The organism is Moritella yayanosii, from assembly GCF_900465055.1.
GTDB lineage: Bacteria > Pseudomonadota > Gammaproteobacteria > Enterobacterales > Moritellaceae > Moritella > Moritella yayanosii.
The window spans coordinates 3,246,792-3,263,935 of the sequence record NZ_LS483250.1; the positions used below are offsets into that span (position 1 = coordinate 3,246,792).

13 protein-coding genes, 1 tRNA gene and 4 rRNA genes are annotated in these 17,144 nt (G+C 41.6%); 12 read left to right on the forward strand and 6 right to left on the reverse strand.

The genetic code is table 11. The annotated features are described in order from the left end of the window. Positions 1 to 11 precede the first annotated feature (11 nt). Both MORIYA_RS15075 and MORIYA_RS15080 read right to left on the reverse strand, forming a co-directional pair. On the reverse strand, positions 12 to 1,304 hold the full coding sequence (locus MORIYA_RS15075) for an ATP-binding protein (protein ID WP_174216934.1): 1,293 nt from the start codon (positions 1,302 to 1,304) through the stop codon (positions 12 to 14). A gap of 105 nt (positions 1,305 to 1,409) precedes the next feature. Next, positions 1,410 to 2,093: a response regulator gene (locus MORIYA_RS15080; RefSeq protein WP_112716422.1), complete on the reverse strand. Its 684-nt coding sequence runs from the start codon at positions 2,091 to 2,093 to the stop codon at positions 1,410 to 1,412. Positions 2,094 to 2,519: 426 nt separating this feature from the next. Between MORIYA_RS15080 and MORIYA_RS15085 the strand changes: the two genes are divergently transcribed. From MORIYA_RS15085 to zapB, 3 genes are all read left to right on the forward strand, one after another. Next, positions 2,520 to 3,410, forward strand: coding sequence for a cation diffusion facilitator family transporter (locus tag MORIYA_RS15085; protein WP_112716424.1), 891 nt, complete (start codon positions 2,520 to 2,522; stop codon positions 3,408 to 3,410). Positions 3,411 to 3,447: 37 nt separating this feature from the next. After that, on the forward strand, positions 3,448 to 4,227 hold the full coding sequence (cysE, locus tag MORIYA_RS15090; protein WP_112716426.1) for a serine O-acetyltransferase: 780 nt from the start codon (positions 3,448 to 3,450) through the stop codon (positions 4,225 to 4,227). Positions 4,228 to 4,388: 161 nt separating this feature from the next. Continuing rightward, on the forward strand, positions 4,389 to 4,613 hold the full coding sequence (zapB, locus tag MORIYA_RS15095; protein WP_174216935.1) for a cell division protein ZapB: 225 nt from the start codon (positions 4,389 to 4,391) through the stop codon (positions 4,611 to 4,613). Between the two features lie 50 nt (positions 4,614 to 4,663). On the opposite strand, the gene rraA is transcribed toward zapB, so the two are convergent. Then, positions 4,664 to 5,149, reverse strand: a complete 486-nt coding sequence (rraA, locus tag MORIYA_RS15100; RefSeq protein WP_112716430.1) for a ribonuclease E activity regulator RraA — start codon at positions 5,147 to 5,149, stop codon at positions 4,664 to 4,666. A gap of 219 nt (positions 5,150 to 5,368) precedes the next feature. On the opposite strand from rraA, the gene MORIYA_RS15105 reads away from it, so the two are divergent. From MORIYA_RS15105 to rrf (MORIYA_RS15140), 8 genes are all read left to right on the forward strand, one after another. Next, a complete protein-coding gene (locus MORIYA_RS15105; protein ID WP_112716432.1) occupies positions 5,369 to 6,232 on the forward strand; it encodes a polysaccharide deacetylase family protein in 864 nt (287 codons plus the stop codon). A gap of 13 nt (positions 6,233 to 6,245) precedes the next feature. Continuing rightward, positions 6,246 to 7,379 (forward strand): glycosyltransferase, encoded by a 1,134-nt coding sequence (locus tag MORIYA_RS15110; RefSeq protein ID WP_232011643.1) that lies wholly within the window; start codon positions 6,246 to 6,248, stop codon positions 7,377 to 7,379. A gap of 32 nt (positions 7,380 to 7,411) precedes the next feature. Continuing rightward, entirely contained in the window at positions 7,412 to 7,642 is a 231-nt protein-coding gene (locus MORIYA_RS21835) for a DUF411 domain-containing protein (RefSeq protein ID WP_162629280.1), read from the forward strand. Positions 7,643 to 8,042: 400 nt separating this feature from the next. Continuing rightward, a 16S ribosomal RNA gene (locus tag MORIYA_RS15120) occupies positions 8,043 to 9,587 on the forward strand. A gap of 120 nt (positions 9,588 to 9,707) precedes the next feature. After that, positions 9,708 to 9,783 (forward strand) — tRNA-Glu (locus tag MORIYA_RS15125). 219 nt (positions 9,784 to 10,002) lie between these two features. Beyond that, positions 10,003 to 12,896 (forward strand): 23S ribosomal RNA (locus MORIYA_RS15130). A 150-nt stretch (positions 12,897 to 13,046) separates the two neighbouring features. Next, positions 13,047 to 13,162 (forward strand): 5S ribosomal RNA (gene rrf, locus MORIYA_RS15135). 65 nt (positions 13,163 to 13,227) lie between these two features. Then, positions 13,228 to 13,343 (forward strand): 5S ribosomal RNA (gene rrf / locus MORIYA_RS15140). The 16S, 23S and 5S rRNA genes sit together here with 1 tRNA gene alongside, the layout of an rRNA operon. Positions 13,344 to 13,526: 183 nt before the next feature. On the opposite strand, the gene MORIYA_RS15145 is transcribed toward rrf (MORIYA_RS15140), so the two are convergent. After that, entirely contained in the window at positions 13,527 to 13,943 is a 417-nt protein-coding gene (locus MORIYA_RS15145) for an acetyl-CoA sensor PanZ family protein (protein ID WP_112716436.1), read from the reverse strand. Positions 13,944 to 14,009: 66 nt separating this feature from the next. Here MORIYA_RS15145 and MORIYA_RS15150 point away from each other — a divergent pair, with 66 nt between their 5' ends. Beyond that, positions 14,010 to 14,261 carry a YkgJ family cysteine cluster protein gene (locus MORIYA_RS15150; RefSeq protein ID WP_112716438.1) on the forward strand — a complete coding sequence of 84 codons (252 nt, stop codon included), beginning with the start codon at positions 14,010 to 14,012 and terminating at the stop codon, positions 14,259 to 14,261. Here MORIYA_RS15150 and MORIYA_RS15155 read toward each other — a convergent pair whose 3' ends face one another. Further along, complete coding sequence (locus MORIYA_RS15155; protein WP_112716440.1) at positions 14,262 to 15,395, reverse strand: murein hydrolase activator EnvC family protein; 1,134 nt, start codon at positions 15,393 to 15,395, stop codon at positions 14,262 to 14,264. 29 nt (positions 15,396 to 15,424) lie between these two features. Next, positions 15,425 to 16,957 (reverse strand): 2,3-bisphosphoglycerate-independent phosphoglycerate mutase, encoded by a 1,533-nt coding sequence (gene gpmM, locus MORIYA_RS15160; protein ID WP_112716442.1) that lies wholly within the window; start codon positions 16,955 to 16,957, stop codon positions 15,425 to 15,427. Positions 16,958 to 17,144: the final 187 nt, after the last annotated feature.

Below are 17,144 nucleotides of genomic sequence, written 5' to 3' on the forward strand. Positions count from 1 at the left end.
CAGTATTGATGTTAGCTGATTGGTATAGAGATAGTGATTTGCAAGCCGTGAGTTTCTCTATTGCTTGCCACTATCTTACCATGATGTTGCCTGATCGCATTTTCTGTAATAGCCAGTCCCAAACCGGCACCGCCAGATTCACGGTCTCGGGCTTGTGATACGCGATAAAAAGGTTTGAAGATCTGCTCAATTTCGTCTTCTGGTACACCAGGACCATCATCAGTGATCACAAACGTTATCTTATCGGTGTCGCTGCGGATAGCTAAATGAACCTGCTGGTTGGCATAGCGTAATGCGTTGCGAATGACGTTTTCGATAGCGCTGCCGAAAAGTGCAGGGAAACCTTTGATATTTAGATCTGGAATCGATTGATGGCTGAAACTTTTGTCTAATTGTTCCGCTTCGAAAATTGCATCATCACAAATAGGCTGTAACAGTGAATCAAGATTAAAGGATTCTTTGTTTGTGGCATTTAACTGGGTTTTCGATAAGTTTAATAACGCTGAGATCATTTCTTCTAAACGTTGCGACTCGGTATCGATACGTAAGATCTCTTTGGTCTCTCCATAATGGCGTTTAGATAATGCAACTGACATTTTTAACCGCGTTAAGGGCGATCTTAACTCATGAGAAATATCACTCAATAAACGATGCTGAAGTGAAATATGTTCACGAATAGAGAACATCATAGTACGTAAACTTCGCGCTAATTCACCAATTTCATCTTGTCTTTGCGTTGCTGGCACGACGGCATCTAAATTACCATCGGTGATCTCGGCTGCGGTTCGTTGTAATTTTTGTAATGGTTTTGAAATATGCCATGCGAGAGACGCACATAATGGCATACTGACAAACATGGTAATGAAAAGTAATAGGAATGGTCTATCTAAGACATTAATTAACCAGATATTGTGCTCAGCTGGTAACTGTTGTGCGGCATACAATTGGAATGGTTCACCGCGTAGTTTTATGGGGATCGGTCCGGTCATTAACCAGTTTTTATATTGTTTTACTTTCGGTTGTGGCGATTCTTCACTTTGCAAAATAAAGCGGCGAATAGCCTTAGAGGCTTTGCTACTTGAAATGATATCACCATTCATACGGACTAAATAAAAATTTTTTGTTTGTGCTTCTTTAGGGGTTATTAACACTTGTAATGGGATGTTAGGATAGCGCTCAGCTGAGCGGGCAATATTATGGGCAATGCTATTTAAAATGCTGACTGATCGCGGGTCGAGTTGTCTCATGACTCGGCTATCTAACGTCGGTAGTGCTATAACGACGGCAACAACGAGTAGTAGCATACACCAAAACCAAACAAAAATTTTAACGAACAATTGATTCAACTTGCGTCTAAGCACGTGTTAATAACCTTATTTCAAAAATGATAGAAGTGTAAGCGGGTCTGATTATGTATCTAACCACATATAACCACGGCCACGAAGTGTGCGAATGCGCATTTTTTCATCTTTTCTTTCGGGTAACTTTTTACGTAAGTTACTTAAATGCATATCAATACTACGGTCAAACGGCGTCAGTTTTTTCCCCAGTACTTGCTCGCTTAAATCGGCTTTGGTTAGGATCGTACCTGGAGATGAGATGAGTGCTTCTAATAACATCAGTTCGGTGCTGGTTAAGTCAAGCAGAATAGTTTGGCACCATGCTTCTTGGGTTCGGCTGTTTATTTCAATATCTAAGTGTGTCAGCAATTCTGTTTTTTTAGTTGTTGGTGGTTCGATGCGACGTAATACAGCTCTAATTCGGGCTAATAATTCACGTTCACTGAAGGGTTTTGGTAAATAATCATCGGCACCCATTTCTAAGCCAAGTACGCGGTCAATCTCATCACCTTTCGCTGTTAACATTAAGACTGGAATGTTGTTATCAACACGCAGTTTTTTTAATACTTCAAAGCCGTTTAGTTTTGGCATCATGACATCTAAAAGAACCATATCATATTGATTGCCTCTGATTGCGGCTAAACCGGCTTTACCATCATGCACCATATCGACATCGAAATCTTCGAGACTCAAAAATTCGGCTAGTAGTTCGGCCAATTCTCTATCATCATCAATTAATAATAGTTTAGTCATATTAGATACTCTGTTAAGTGTTCTTATGGTATAGGATACTGGGTTAAGCAGTAAATAATTTGAAGATTTACTTTGTTTTACATTTTTTGCGCAACAATAAATTGGTGATGCCTGGTCAGTTTAACTAAGATAGTATAATAAACAATGCTATCTGCAACTAAAAGGACGGAGATGGTGATCGCTACATGATGGCTTTATTTATGATGAGAAGTTAATTACGTAATATTTGTTACTATTATTTTAGATGAAGAGGCTAGTATAAAAGTCTTATTTATATCTATATGCCTTTGCTATCCATAATAACAACATAATGTTTTTATTATGCCTATTATCTTTGATTTTAAGCCGGTTTAGATGAATAACTTGACGTTGTTTTTCTACTGCCTCGGTTTATAATAAACGCAAGAGAATGTAAAAGGTAAGCTTGTGATAGATTCTGATCATGAACAGTTAGTCAAACGTGCGAGTTATGCATCGGTCGCGACAGCTGTTATTTTATTATGCAGTAAATTATTTGTCTGGTTTGCGACGGGTTCATCGTCGATACTCGCGTCATTGACGGATTCTTTTTTGGATATGGGTGCGTCCATTATTAATGTGTTTGCGATTAAATACGCATTAGTACCCGCTGATGATGGGCATCGTTTTGGCCATGGTAAAGCTGAATCTTTGGCTGGGTTGGTGCAATCCGCATTAATCGTTGGGTCTTCTATTTTATTGATGTTACATGGTATTAGCGCCTTATTAGACCCGCAGCCAATTGTACGTTCAGAACTTGGTATAGCCGTCTCGATTTTTGCATTATTACTTACTTTTGTATTAATACGTTATCAAACATTTGTAGTCACTAAAACTGGTAGTATTGCGATTAAAGCTGATTCACTCCATTATAAGTCAGATTTATGGCTTAATGCGGCGGTATTAATTGCACTTAGCTTATCTGCTTATGGTTTTTATTGGGTTGATGGTTTAGCGACAATCTTGATATCCTGTTACATATTATACAGTGCGTATGAGATCGGTATGGAATCAATTCAGATGCTTCTGGATCATGAATTAGCGGCTGAAGATATTACTAAAATAACGACGATTGTTGCGAATACGGAAAATGTACTGGGATTACATGAGTTACGGACTAGGCAATCAGGTTATATGCGTTTTATTCAATTGCATATTGAACTTGATGACCACCTTACTTTGTTCCAAGCGCACGCTATTGCTGATAATGTAGAAACTAATTTACTCCGTGAATTCGCGAATACGGAAGTGCTTATTCACCAAGACCCGATTTCAATTGTAAAGACGAAAAATGATTAATATAAACGTGAACTCTAAATGTTGTAGAGGAATGAACATGGAAGATAAACTTTCAATGTCTTGGCTTAAAATTAAAGGTGAGGCGAAATTATTAGTTGAACAGGAACCTATGCTCGCGAGTTTTTTCCATTCAACAATACTAAATCACGATAGTTTAAAATGCTCATTGAGTTTTCAATTAGCAAATAAGCTCGATAGCGCGACAATGCCAGCTATTCTATTACGCGAAGTGATTGAAGAAGCATTAACAGCAGAACCGGATATCTTACATGCGGTTGCTGCTGATTTATGTGCAGTGCAGGAACGAGATCCGGCGGTCGAATATTTCTCGACACCACTCTTATATCTGAAAGGCTTTTTGGCCCTGCAGTCGTATCGAATTGCGCATTGGCTCTGGAAGCAAAAGCGTGAAGCATTAGCTATTTATCTACAAAATCAAATTTCTGTGGTGTTTGCTGTTGATATTCATCCAGCTGCTCGAATAGGCAAAGGTATTATGCTTGATCACGCAACCGGTATTGTGATTGGCGAGACGGCAATTATAGAAGATGATGTGTCGATTTTACAAAGTGTCACGCTTGGTGGTACCGGTAAAGAAAGTGGCGATCGTCACCCGAAAATTAGAGCCGGTGTGATGATTGGTGCTGGCGCTAAAATATTGGGTAATATTGAAGTCGGCAGAGGAGCTAAAGTCGGTGCTGGTAGTGTGGTGCTAGAGCCTGTACCGGCACACACAACAGTCGCTGGTGTCCCTGCTAAAGTTGTTGGTAAACCTGATTCTGATATGCCTTCATTAGCGATGAATCAAACAATTTGATGACATAAATGTCAGGGCTCACAATCAAAAACTAAATTCTGTTTGGGCGCATCATAAATTAACTAATAAGACTTGTTGTCGGTTAATTAGCGTTGTATTCTTCTAGTTAAGGGATAAGCCCTCTCAGCACGATATTGAATTCTTAAATCATGGGTGAAAAAATGAATTTTGACGTATTAGATAAATTAGAAAGTAAAGTTCAAACAGCAGTTGATACCATTACCCTTTTACAAATGGAATTAGAAGAGCTAAAAGAAGAAAACAACCGACTATTAGCGAATAATGCTGAACTTAAAAGCCAGCAAGACGTGTGGCAAGATCGTTTACGTTCATTGCTAAGCCGAATGGATGAAGTTCAAGAACTAGAAGAGCTAGAAGAAGCATAATTTGATTCAGAGGTATGGTTGAAAAAGCCGATACCTCTGTTTCGATCCATTTATTCAATATCAAGTGGATCAGGGGATAATATAATACCTGTGCTGTCTGCATAGACATGATCTTCAGGTAAGAATGTCACGCCGCCAAAATTAACCGCCATATCTAGTTCCCCAGTACGACTATCATCTGCACCAACTGGAATAGATGCAAGACTTTGAATGCCGATATTGATGTTGTCTAATTGGTCGACTTCTCTAATACTACCGTAAACTATAATACCCTCCCATTCATTCTCAAATGCCGTTTGCGCAATATCAGAATCAATCAAAGCTCTTCTTAGCGAACCACCACCGTCAATAAGTAACACTTTCCCCAACCCTGGCTGCTGAACGGTTTCAGCGATCAGCCCTAAGCTTTCAAAGCATTTGATAGTGCTGATTTTACCGCCGAATGATGACTTACCACCGAAATTCATAAACATAGGTTCAACAACATCAATCATATCAGCGTAAATGTCGCATAGTTCAGAAGTATTGTATTCCATGAGCAGCACCTTTTAAGAAAGAACGTTAGGTCATTAGCAATAAATCATAGCATTGTTAGCATATAAATTAAGCCTTTATTATCATTAGATAAATCAAAATTTGGCTTGCTACATAAAATATACATCGATGTTTAGCAAATATCGTGTTAACCCCGAATAGAACGATGTGATGGTCTATTCTTTATGATAATAGAATAGATCATCGATGAGTGGGTCGTTATGACAATTATTAATGCACTAACTATCAATGTGGAAGATTATTTTCAAGCCCCAGCGTTTCAATACAGTATTAAAGAAAGTGATTGGGGTTTATTCTCACCTCGTATTGAATATGCAGTCGATAGAGTTTTACTATTATTAAGTGACCACCATGTAACGGCTACATTTTTTGTTTATGGCTGGACGGTTACTCACTTTCCTTTGATGTTACAGAAGATAGTGGAGCAGGGGCATGAACTTGCTTATCGACATTACTGTCCACCGGATATGAAGCATCTTAATCAGCGTGACATTATCGAAAATTTCAACCGTTATAAAGATCAGTTATCACAAGTAACGGGTCGTGGTGTTGTCGGTTATCGGAGCGATATGCAACTATGCAGTGTAACTTTGGCATGGTTAGAAGAAGAATTAGTGCTAGCGGGGTATGAATATAGTAGCGCTAATGGTCCAAATAAAGTCAATAAATCGGAGGGTGTCATAAATTGTGTTGTTGATAATTTTCAGCATTTAAATGTATCGACGCATAAAGTGCTAACAAAACAGTATGAAATTATTAATACTAATAGTATCCGCCTCAGAAAATATGAATTAAGTAGTAAGCTTATAGCGTGTTTTATTGAGGAGACTAGAACACCAGTGCTAGGTTGTATATCAACTTGGGTTATGGATAATATGCAGCCTAATATTCGAGCTGATAGTTTATTTAAAAAATGGCTACATGGTTATCATATTCGTGAGACGCCCCTCATTCTACATCAATTATTTTCTGAATATGACTGGCAAACCGTCAGCGATATATATCTACATAAAGTATTACAGTTAAACAGTATAAACAAAAGGAAAGGGCGCTGTGTAAGTTAATAATAAGGATATTATGGAAATGAAAATTCTGCATGTGATAGAAAGTGGTGGTTTTTATGGTGCTGAAAGAGTTTTAATTGAATTGATGCTCGGTATAAAGGAACTAGGTCATGAAGCTGCTTTGCTTAGTTTTGGCTATAAGGGACAAGAAGAAAAAGAGTTTGAAATTATTTGTCGTCAATATGGTATCGCTGTAAATTCTATTCGGGTGAATAAAGTAGAATCTTTTTGTATTATTCGTTACATAAAAGATTTTGTAGATAAACATAATTTTGATGTTGTGCATTCTCACGGCTATAAATTCAACATACTGTTTGGCTTAATGTCTAAAAAGAACAGTTTTAAATGTTTTTGTTCAACAGTACATGGTTATGTCTCTGCACCTAAATTTAGTAAAATGGCATTGTATCAATATCTAGATAAATACTCGTTGAAGCGATTAAATAGGATTTTTCTTGTTAGCCAGCACATGACTAATATACCCAGTATCCAAGGGTTAGAGACCAATCAATATAGCGTTATTGAGAATGGTATCGGTGGTTACATGTCAACTTGTGAAATAGAAGAGCGCTTAGTCACTTTTCTTCATGATAAAACGACACGATTAATGGCCGTTGGCCGTCTTGCTGTTGAAAAAAGTTTTGATACGCTTATCGATACATTACCTAAGTTGATTGAACGTGATCTAAATACTGTACTTGTTATATTTGGTGCGGGAAGTGAAGAACATCGCTTACAAGAAAAAATTAGGCAATTGGACTTAAATGAACATGTTCTATTGTTTGGCTTTGTAGAGTCACTATCGAGTTATTTTAACCTATTTGATGTTTTTGTAATGCCTTCTATTACAGAGGGCACTCCTATCGCCCTACTCGAGGCAATGCAAGCAAAAATTCCTTGTGTTGTTACTAACGTGGGCGGTATGCCTCATATGCTCGCGCATGGCGATGGAGGCTGGATCGTGCCGCCTAAAGATCCATTAGCATTACAAATTGCAATATCAAAAAGTCTTGTCCAAAATCAAAGCCAGATTAAAACTACCTTTGCTTATGAGCGTGTCATGCATGAATTCAATTATCTTCATATGAGTCGACGATATATAAGTGAATACAAAAGTGTGCTTACGGCTGTGACCCTCGCAACGTAATTGATCTTACCTGTACTACAATGGTTATCGTTATGGGGTTCCTCATAATATGCGCATTCTTCATACCAATTGTTAATGGTTATATTGTCGAAGGGCATGTTCCAGTCATTGATATCAATAAGTTGTTAGCCCAATATAAGGCATTGCAACACCTAGAATGCAGTGCGTATTTAATGAAATTAACACCAAGAAGGTTGTTTCTTGTACTTAAAGCGGCGTTTTTATACGTGTTTTTTTATTTTGTACGTTTTCATCATCAATGATAGAAAGTACTTGCTTAGAACGACTAAATCTCTATAATGCGACCTCACTGACACGGCAGTAGCCGCTAAGTAAAGGTGTTTAAGCGTTTCGAAAGTTACTTTTTTAATATCCTGAAATAAAGTGTAAATATATGCTTTACTTCGAATCTGGTATTGCGTATAATACGCAGCCTGACTACGACGGAACACGTCAAGGTCAACGCTCTTTAACAATTTATTCAAGCAATCTGTGTGAGCACTTGCAGAGATATAATGACCAAATATTATATCAATGTAATTGTGAACATTAAACTTAAATCGAAAGATGATAGTTTTATAAACAATAGAACTTTGGTTTTATTGTTGAAGTACAGAATTCATTGAGCCGACTTAATTGCTTAGGCAGTTAGTCAAAAACTTTTAATTGAAGAGTTTGATCATGGCTCAGATTGAACGCTGGCGGTAGGCTTAACACATGCAAGTCGAGCGGAAACGAAGAATAGCTTGCTATTCTGGCGTCGAGCGGCGGACGGGTGAGTAATGCTTGGGAATCTGCCTAGTCGAGGGGGACAACAGTTGGAAACGACTGCTAATACCGCATACGACCTACGGGTGAAAGGGGGCCTCTTCTTGAAAGCTCTCGCGACTAGATGAGCCCAAGTGGGATTAGCTTGTTGGTGAGGTAAGAGCTCACCAAGGCGACGATCCCTAGCTGGTCTGAGAGGATGATCAGCCACACTGGAACTGAGACACGGTCCAGACTCCTACGGGAGGCAGCAGTGGGGAATATTGCACAATGGAGGAAACTCTGATGCAGCCATACCGCGTGTATGAAGAAGGCCTTAGGGTTGTAAAGTACTTTCAGCGAGGAGGAAAGGTGGTGACTTAATACGTTATCACTGTGACGTTACTCGCAGAAGAAGCACCGGCTAACTCCGTGCCAGCAGCCGCGGTAATACGGAGGGTGCGAGCGTTAATCGGAATTACTGGGCGTAAAGCGCATGCAGGCGGTTTGTTAAGCGAGATGTGAAAGCCCCGGGCTCAACCTGGGAACTGCATTTCGAACTGGCAAACTAGAGTTCTTGAGAGGGTGGTAGAATTTCAGGTGTAGCGGTGAAATGCGTAGAGATCTGAAGGAATACCAGTGGCGAAGGCGGCCACCTGGCAAGTAACTGACGCTCAGATGCGAAAGCGTGGGTAGCAAACGGGATTAGATACCCCGGTAGTCCACGCCGTAAACGATGTCTACTCGGAGTTTGGTTCCTTGAGAACTGGGCTCTTAAGCTAACGCATTAAGTAGACCGCCTGGGGAGTACGGCCGCAAGGTTAAAACTCAAATGAATTGACGGGGGCCCGCACAAGCGGTGGAGCATGTGGTTTAATTCGATGCAACGCGAAGAACCTTACCTACTCTTGACATCCATAGAACTTTCCAGAGATGGATTGGTGCCTTCGGGAACTATGAGACAGGTGCTGCATGGCTGTCGTCAGCTCGTGTTGTGAAATGTTGGGTTAAGTCCCGCAACGAGCGCAACCCTTATCCTTATTTGCCAGCACGTAATGGTGGGAACTCTAAGGAGACTGCCGGTGATAAACCGGAGGAAGGTGGGGACGACGTCAAGTCATCATGGCCCTTACGAGTAGGGCTACACACGTGCTACAATGGCGCATACAAAGGGCTGCAAACCAGCAATGGTAAGCGAATCCCACAAAGTGCGTCGTAGTCCGGATTGGGGTCTGCAACTCGACCCCATGAAGTCGGAATCGCTAGTAATCGTGAATCAGAATGTCACGGTGAATACGTTCCCGGGCCTTGTACACACCGCCCGTCACACCATGGGAGTGGGCTGCACCAGAAGTCATTAGCTTAACCTTCGGGAGGGCGATGACCACGGTGTGGTTCATGACTGGGGTGAAGTCGTAACAAGGTAGCCCTAGGGGAACCTGGGGCTGGATCACCTCCTTACGTAAAGTTGTTAATTTTTGTAAGTGCCCACACAAATTGCTTGAATAGAAAATTAAATTGCACGTCTTATGAAAATAAGGCAACGGTCGGGATGAAATCCAACCGTAGAAAGTAAATAGTGTCCTGTTCGTCTAGAGGCCTAGGACACCGCCCTTTCACGGCGGTAACACGAGTTCAAATCTCGTACGGGATACCACTTTTCTTTCTGATTAAAAATCAAAGCTAAGCAGTAATGTTTATCTTTGCTTTTTAGCAAATTGCTCTTTAAAAATTTGGAAAGCTGAATAAATAAAGAAGTTCTTAAAACACGTTATTGCTTTGGCAATAACAATAGAGTGTTCTTGAGTATTCTTGAGGCGAAAAAAACTAGATAATACCTAGTTATTTCAATTGTACGGTCGACTTTAGATTGTATGGTTAAGTGACTAAGCGTATACGGTGGATGCCTAGGCAGTCAGAGGCGATGAAGGACGTGTTAATCTGCGTTAAGCTGTGGGGAGTTGATAAAAAGCATTGATCCACAGATGTCCGAATGGGGGAACCCACCTTACTTTGTAAGGTATCGTAACGTGAATACATAGCGTTACGAAGCGAACCGGGAGAACTGAAACATCTAAGTACCCCGAGGAAAAGAAATCAATAGAGATACCCTTAGTAGCGGCGAGCGAACGGGGTCTAGCCCTTAAGCAGTTTGGAAGTTAATGGAAGGCTCTGGAAAGTGCCACGATACAGGGTGATAGTCCCGTACATGAAAACGACCTTATTGTGAAATCGAGTAGGACGGCACACGTGATATGCTGTTTGAATATGGGAGGACCATCTTCCAAGGCTAAATACTACTGACTGACCGATAGTGAACCAGTACCGTGAGGGAAAGGCGAAAAGAACCCCTGTGAGGGGAGTGAAATAGAACCTGAAACCGTATACGTACAAGCAGTGGGAGCCTACTTTGTTGGGTGACTGCGTACCTTTTGTATAATGGGTCAACGACTTAATTTCAGTAGCAAGGTTAAGCGAATAGCGGAGCCGTAGGGAAACCGAGTGTTAACTGCGCGAATAGTTGCTGGGATTAGACCCGAAACCCGGTGATCTAGCCATGGGCAGGTTGAAGGTTGAGTAACATCAACTGGAGGACCGAACCGACTAATGTTGAAAAATTAGCGGATGACTTGTGGCTGGGGGTGAAAGGCCAATCAAACCGGGAGATAGCTGGTTCTCCTCGAAAGCTATTTAGGTAGCGCCTCGCGTCTAACTATTGGGGGTAGAGCACTGTTAAGGCTAGGGGGTCATCCCGACTTACCAACCCTTTGCAAACTCCGAATACCAATAAGTTCAATCGCGGGAGACACACGGCGGGTGCTAACGTCCGTCGTGGAAAGGGAAACAACCCAGACCGTCAGCTAAGGTCCCAAAGTGTATGTTAAGTGGGAAACGATGTGGAAAGGCTCAGACAGCCAGGAAGTTGGCTTAGAAGCAGCCATCTTTTAAAGAAAGCGTAATAGCTCACTGGTCGAGTCGGTCTGCGCGGAAGATTTAACGGGGCTAAACATACCACCGAAGCTACGGATGCAAAGACGTGTTCTTTGCATGGTAGAGGAGCGTTCTGTAAGCCGTCGAAGGTGAGTTGAGAAGCTTGCTGGAGGTATCAGAAGTGCGAATGTTGACATGAGTAACGATAATGGGGGTGAAAAACCTCCACGCCGAAAGACCAAGGGTTCCTGTCCAACGTTAATCGGGGCAGGGTGAGTCGACTCCTAAGGCGAGGCCGAAAGGCGTAGTCGATGGAAAACAGGTTAATATTCCTGTACTCACTTATATTGCGATGGGGTGACGGAGAAGGTTAGACTAGCATGGCGATGGTTGTCCATGTTTAAGGTTGTAGGCTGTGTGCTTAGGTAAATCCGGGCGCACTTAAGGCTGAGGACTGATGACGAGTCTCTACGGAGATGAAGTAGTTGATACCCGGCTTCCAGGAAAAACCTCTAAGCTTCAGATATAAGAGAATCGTACCCCAAACCGACACAGGTGGTTAGGTAGAGAATACTAAGGCGCTTGAGAGAACTCGGGTGAAGGAACTAGGCAAAATGGTACCGTAACTTCGGGAGAAGGTACGCCAATGATGGTGAAGGACTTGCTCCGTAAGCTATTGTTGGTCGCAGAGAAATGGTGGCTGCAACTGTTTATTAAAAACACAGCACTGTGCAAAATCGCAAGATGACGTATACGGTGTGACGCCTGCCCGGTGCCGGAAGGTTAATTGATTGGGTTAGACTTAGGTCGAAGCTCATGATCGAAGCCCCGGTAAACGGCGGCCGTAACTATAACGGTCCTAAGGTAGCGAAATTCCTTGTCGGGTAAGTTCCGACCTGCACGAATGGCGTAATGATGGCCACGCTGTCTCCACCCGAGACTCAGTGAAATTGAAATCGCTGTTAAGATGCAGTGTACCCGCGGCTAGACGGAAAGACCCCGTGAACCTTTACTATAGCTTGGCACTGAACATTGAACCTACATGTGTAGGATAGGTGGGAGACTATGAAGCATTGTCGCTAGATGATGTGGAGTCAACCTTGAAATACCACCCTTGTACGTTTGATGTTCTAACGTAGGCCCCTTATCGGGGTTGCGGACAGTGTCTGGTGGGTAGTTTGACTGGGGCGGTCTCCTCCCAAAGAGTAACGGAGGAGCACGAAGGTTGGCTAAACATGGTTGGACATCATGTGGTTAGTGCAAAGGCATAAGCCAGCTTAACTGCGAGACAGACACGTCGAGCAGGTACGAAAGTAGGTCTTAGTGATCCGGTGGTTCTGAATGGAAGGGCCATCGCTCAACGGATAAAAGGTACTCCGGGGATAACAGGCTGATACCGCCCAAGAGTTCATATCGACGGCGGTGTTTGGCACCTCGATGTCGGCTCATCACATCCTGGGGCTGAAGTTGGTCCCAAGGGTATGGCTGTTCGCCATTTAAAGTGGTACGCGAGCTGGGTTTAGAACGTCGTGAGACAGTTCGGTCCCTATCTGCCGTGGGCGTTTGAGAATTGAGAGGAGCTGCTCCTAGTACGAGAGGACCGGAGTGGACGAACCACTGGTGTTCGGGTTGTCATGCCAATGGCATTGCCCGGTAGCTAAGTTCGGAACTGATAACCGCTGAAAGCATCTAAGCGGGAAGCAGGCCTCGAGATGAGTTCTCACTGGAGCTTTAAGCTCCCTGAAGGGCCGTTGGAGACTACAACGTTGATAGGCAAGGTGTGTAAGTGCTGTGAGGCATTGAGCTAACTTGTACTAATTACCCGTGAGGCTTAACCATACAAATTAAAGTATGATTAATTGAAATTTTGACTTAAGAATAGATTGAACGCACTATTTATCGAAAGATAGGGTTTAAAGACTTCTTTATTTATAGCTTTTCAGATTAACAATAGAAATTAATTTTCTTATAGAAAGCAAACCAGATTTGCTTGGTGACCATAGTGTTGCGGCCCCACCTGATCCCATCCCGAACTCAGAAGTGAAACGTAATAACGCCGATGGTAGTGTGGGGTCTCCCCATGTGAGAGTAGGGCATTGCCAAGCGCCAAATTAAATTCGAGACTCAGTCTTGAATAAGAGCAGATGATTCGTAAGACTCGAAGAATTTGTTTGGTGACCATAGTGTTACGGACCCACCTGATCCCATCCCGAACTCAGAAGTGAAACGTAATAACGCCGATGGTAGTGTGGGGTCTCCCCATGTGAGAGTAGGACATCGCCAAACGTCACATTAGATTTAAGACTAAGTCTTGAACAAAAAAAGCCGATATCATTGATATCGGCTTTTTTTATATCTGTAAATTATTATATCAATTGCCGTAACTAGTTATTCTAATTACAAACTTAACAACGTAGTTAGTATCTATTTTAATCAGAAAGAATGATCATCTATTTATTGTGATTGGTATTAACAGCTAAAGCTAAGTGCTGAGTCTTGTTCTGTGAAACCTTGATGAATTAAAAACGCAGTTAATTCAGCGGAAACTTGCGTTGTTTTAATGACGGTAATCGTTTCTAGCTGCAGTGATTTAGCGTGTTCAATTGCTTGCTGTATTAGATATTTACCTACACCACGCTGTTGAGTGATATCTCTTACTGCAATGCAGCTTAAGAATAACGTGGTGGCATCATGTTGCATGATTAACCCACCAATATGGCGAGCATTAAATTTAGCTACAAATAGTGTTTGGTTATCGTCTTGAAGCAATTTGTCGAAACTGTTGCTAATCTCAGCTTCATCATGCTGAAATGGTCGATATAATTTTGTTATATCAATAAGTAACTGTGGTGTTGATTCTGTTACTGTAAATGCTGATAATCTCATGCTGTTCCCTTTTTTAGATACAGGCAGATATTACGCTATTATGATTAGATATTTAAGGTTTGTTTTATGCAATGCAGAATGAATTGTGGTGCGTGTTGCGAAGCGCCAAGCATTACCAGTTATATTCCGGGAATGCCAGATGGCAAGCCTGCAGGTGTGCGCTGTGTTAATTTATCTGCGGATAATTTATGTCTGATATTTACCGATCAGGAACGACCTGCATTGTGTGATACGTTTAAGGCCAGTAGTGATGTCTGTGGTGAAAACCGTGATGAAGCATTATTTCTCATCACTGATTTAGAAATACAAACCGCGTAACTATGAACGCTTAAGCCATAAGCGTGGGTTAACTGTTTTACCTTTATGGCGGATCTCGAAGTAAACGCCAGACACTAGTTGGCCCCCACTACGCCCTGCTAATGAGATCACATCACCTTTACGTACTTTTTCTCCGGACACTTTAAGTAATGTTTGGTTATGGCCATATAGGCTCATATATCCCTGGCCATGATCAATAATCATCACCATACCGAAACCGCGTAACCAATCAGCAAAGACGACTTTGCCTGCACTCACTGCTTTGACTTTAGCGCCTTCATGCGCACTGATAACGAGACCTCGCCAACTGACATTATTAAAACGCTTGCTGTTAAAGTTGTGAAGCACTTTACCTTTTATTGGCCAGTCGAGTTTCCCTTTGTCTCCTTTTAAGCCTGCGAATGATATCTGCAAGCTCTGTTTTTGTCTTAATAATGATATTTGTTGTGTTAGTTTTTGTTCTGAAATACTTAGTTCTGTCAGGGTCTTCTTTTGTTTACTAATGTTATGGGCGATATTTTTATTGCTTTTTTTCTGTTGCGTTTTTTGTTGTGCTAACTGTCTGACTTTTTGTTGTTGTGAGGTCTTGATGATAATTAATTGTCGCTTGATTTTTTGCTGCTCCAACTTATTCTCGGTTATTTTATCGATCGTGACATTAAATTCTACAATCGACTGGGCTCGCGCTGCATGGAGGTGTTTATAATAAACCAATGAGCGTTCAATTTCGCTGCTGCTCTGTTGATTTAAAAGTAATTTAAGGTAATCATTATTACCACTTAAGTAGGCGGTTTCAATTTGCGCAGAAAGAATATTTTGCTGCTTTTTTTTATTTTTTAATAATACTTTTTGTTGCGTAACGAGTGCGCTGAGATCTTGCTCAATATTACGGATTAAAGATTTGGTATTACTCAGCTGTGCTGCGACTTTACTAATCGCGCGATCGGTGTTTTGTGTTTGTTTTGATAAATTGTTTAAGTAGCGATGCTGCTTTTTGATAGCTGCATTTTGGGCTTTTATTTGGTTGCGAAGTTGATTCAGTTCAGACTGATTATTGGCTGCAAAAGCGTTTAATGATAGCAATATCAGCAGGCCTATAACGTTATAGGCCATGCTGTTTTTTAAAAATCTCATGACGTCATCCTTTCCCCGTAGGGAAACGATTATTTCAGATTCATCAGGTTCTTACCAGTCATTTCCGCTGGAATCTCTTGACCAAGTAAAGTCAACATGGTCGGAGCCAGATCACATAGGCGACCTGTCTCGGCAGGCACGGCATCGCGCCCAAAATAAATCAGTGGTACAGGTAAGTTAGTATGTGCAGTATGAACGCCACCAGTTTCTGGATTGATCATCATCTCAGCATTACCGTGATCGGCTGTGATCAAGCATTCACCACCGACTTTTTCTAATGCTTCAACGACACGACCAATTGATTGATCAACGGCTTCACACGCTTTTACTGCCGCGTCAAATATACCGGTATGGCCAACCATATCTCCGTTCGGATAGTTACAAATGATCACATCGTATTTTTTACTCTCAATTGCCGCAACGAACTTGTCTGTGAGCATTTCTGAGTTCATTTCAGGTTGCAGATCATAAGTGGCTACTTGTGGCGATGGAATCAATTCACGATCTTCACCTGTGAAAGGGTCTTCAACGCCACCATTAAAAAAGAAGGTCACGTGGGCATATTTTTCTGTTTCAGAAATACGTAATTGGGTTTTATTTTGCTGCTCAAGTACCGAACCTAAGGTATTCACTAATTTAACCGAAGGGAACGCGATGCTAGTCTCAATGCTTGCAGCATATTCAGTCAACATAACAAAATCAGCGAGTTTCGGTGTTACAGCACGTTCAAAACCAGTGAAATCAATATCGACGAATGCACGGGTAATTTCACGTGCACGATCGGCACGGAAATTCATAAAAATGACCGTATCATCATCCGAAATTGGTACAGCTTCGCCAATGACCGTTGCTTTGACGAACTCATCATTTTCATCACGTGCATAAGCGGCTTCAAGACCTGCTACTGCACTATCGGCCGTATATTGGCTTTCAGCTTGAGTAAATAAATTATATGCTTCTTCAACACGATCCCAGCGATTATCTCGGTCCATTGCAAAATAGCGACCGATTAATGTGGCCGTTTTACCTGCGCCAATTTCAGCAAATTTAGCATCAAATTTTTCTAATGTAGCCAGTGCGCTACGCGGAGGAGTATCACGGCCATCTAAGAATGCGTGTAGATAAATCTTTGTTGCCCCTTGCTTTGCTGCAAGTTCGATCATGGCTAAGATCTGATCTTCATGGCTGTGTACGCCACCGGGTGACGCTAGGCCTAGGATATGCACGGCTTTATCATTCGCAACCGCGGCATTAACGGCCTTAACAAGTGCTGGATTGTGATAGAATTCGCCATCATCGATTGCTTTATCGATTTTAGTTAAATTTTGATACACGATACGACCTGCACCAATATTGACATGGCCAACTTCTGAATTACCCATTTGACCATCAGGCAATCCCACATCTAAACCTGAACTTGAAATCAACATGCTTGGGCAATCTTGCCAAAGCTTATCTAAAATGGGTGTTTTTGCATGGGCAATGGCATTATCTTGTTGATCAAGACGGTGGCCCCAGCCATCCATAATGATAAGTGCAATTGTTTTCTTCGCCTTAGACATGAGTTTACCTCTAGGTTATTAAAGTTAAATATAGGAATATTACTACACTTCTCGGGGATAAATAGGCTCTTATTTATGATCTAGGTAGAATATTGGAGATATTTAATGGTTAATATCGGTAATATTACTACATATCCAGCCATTTCATCCTACGAGTTCTTCGTGTTATTATACAAATTACGTGATT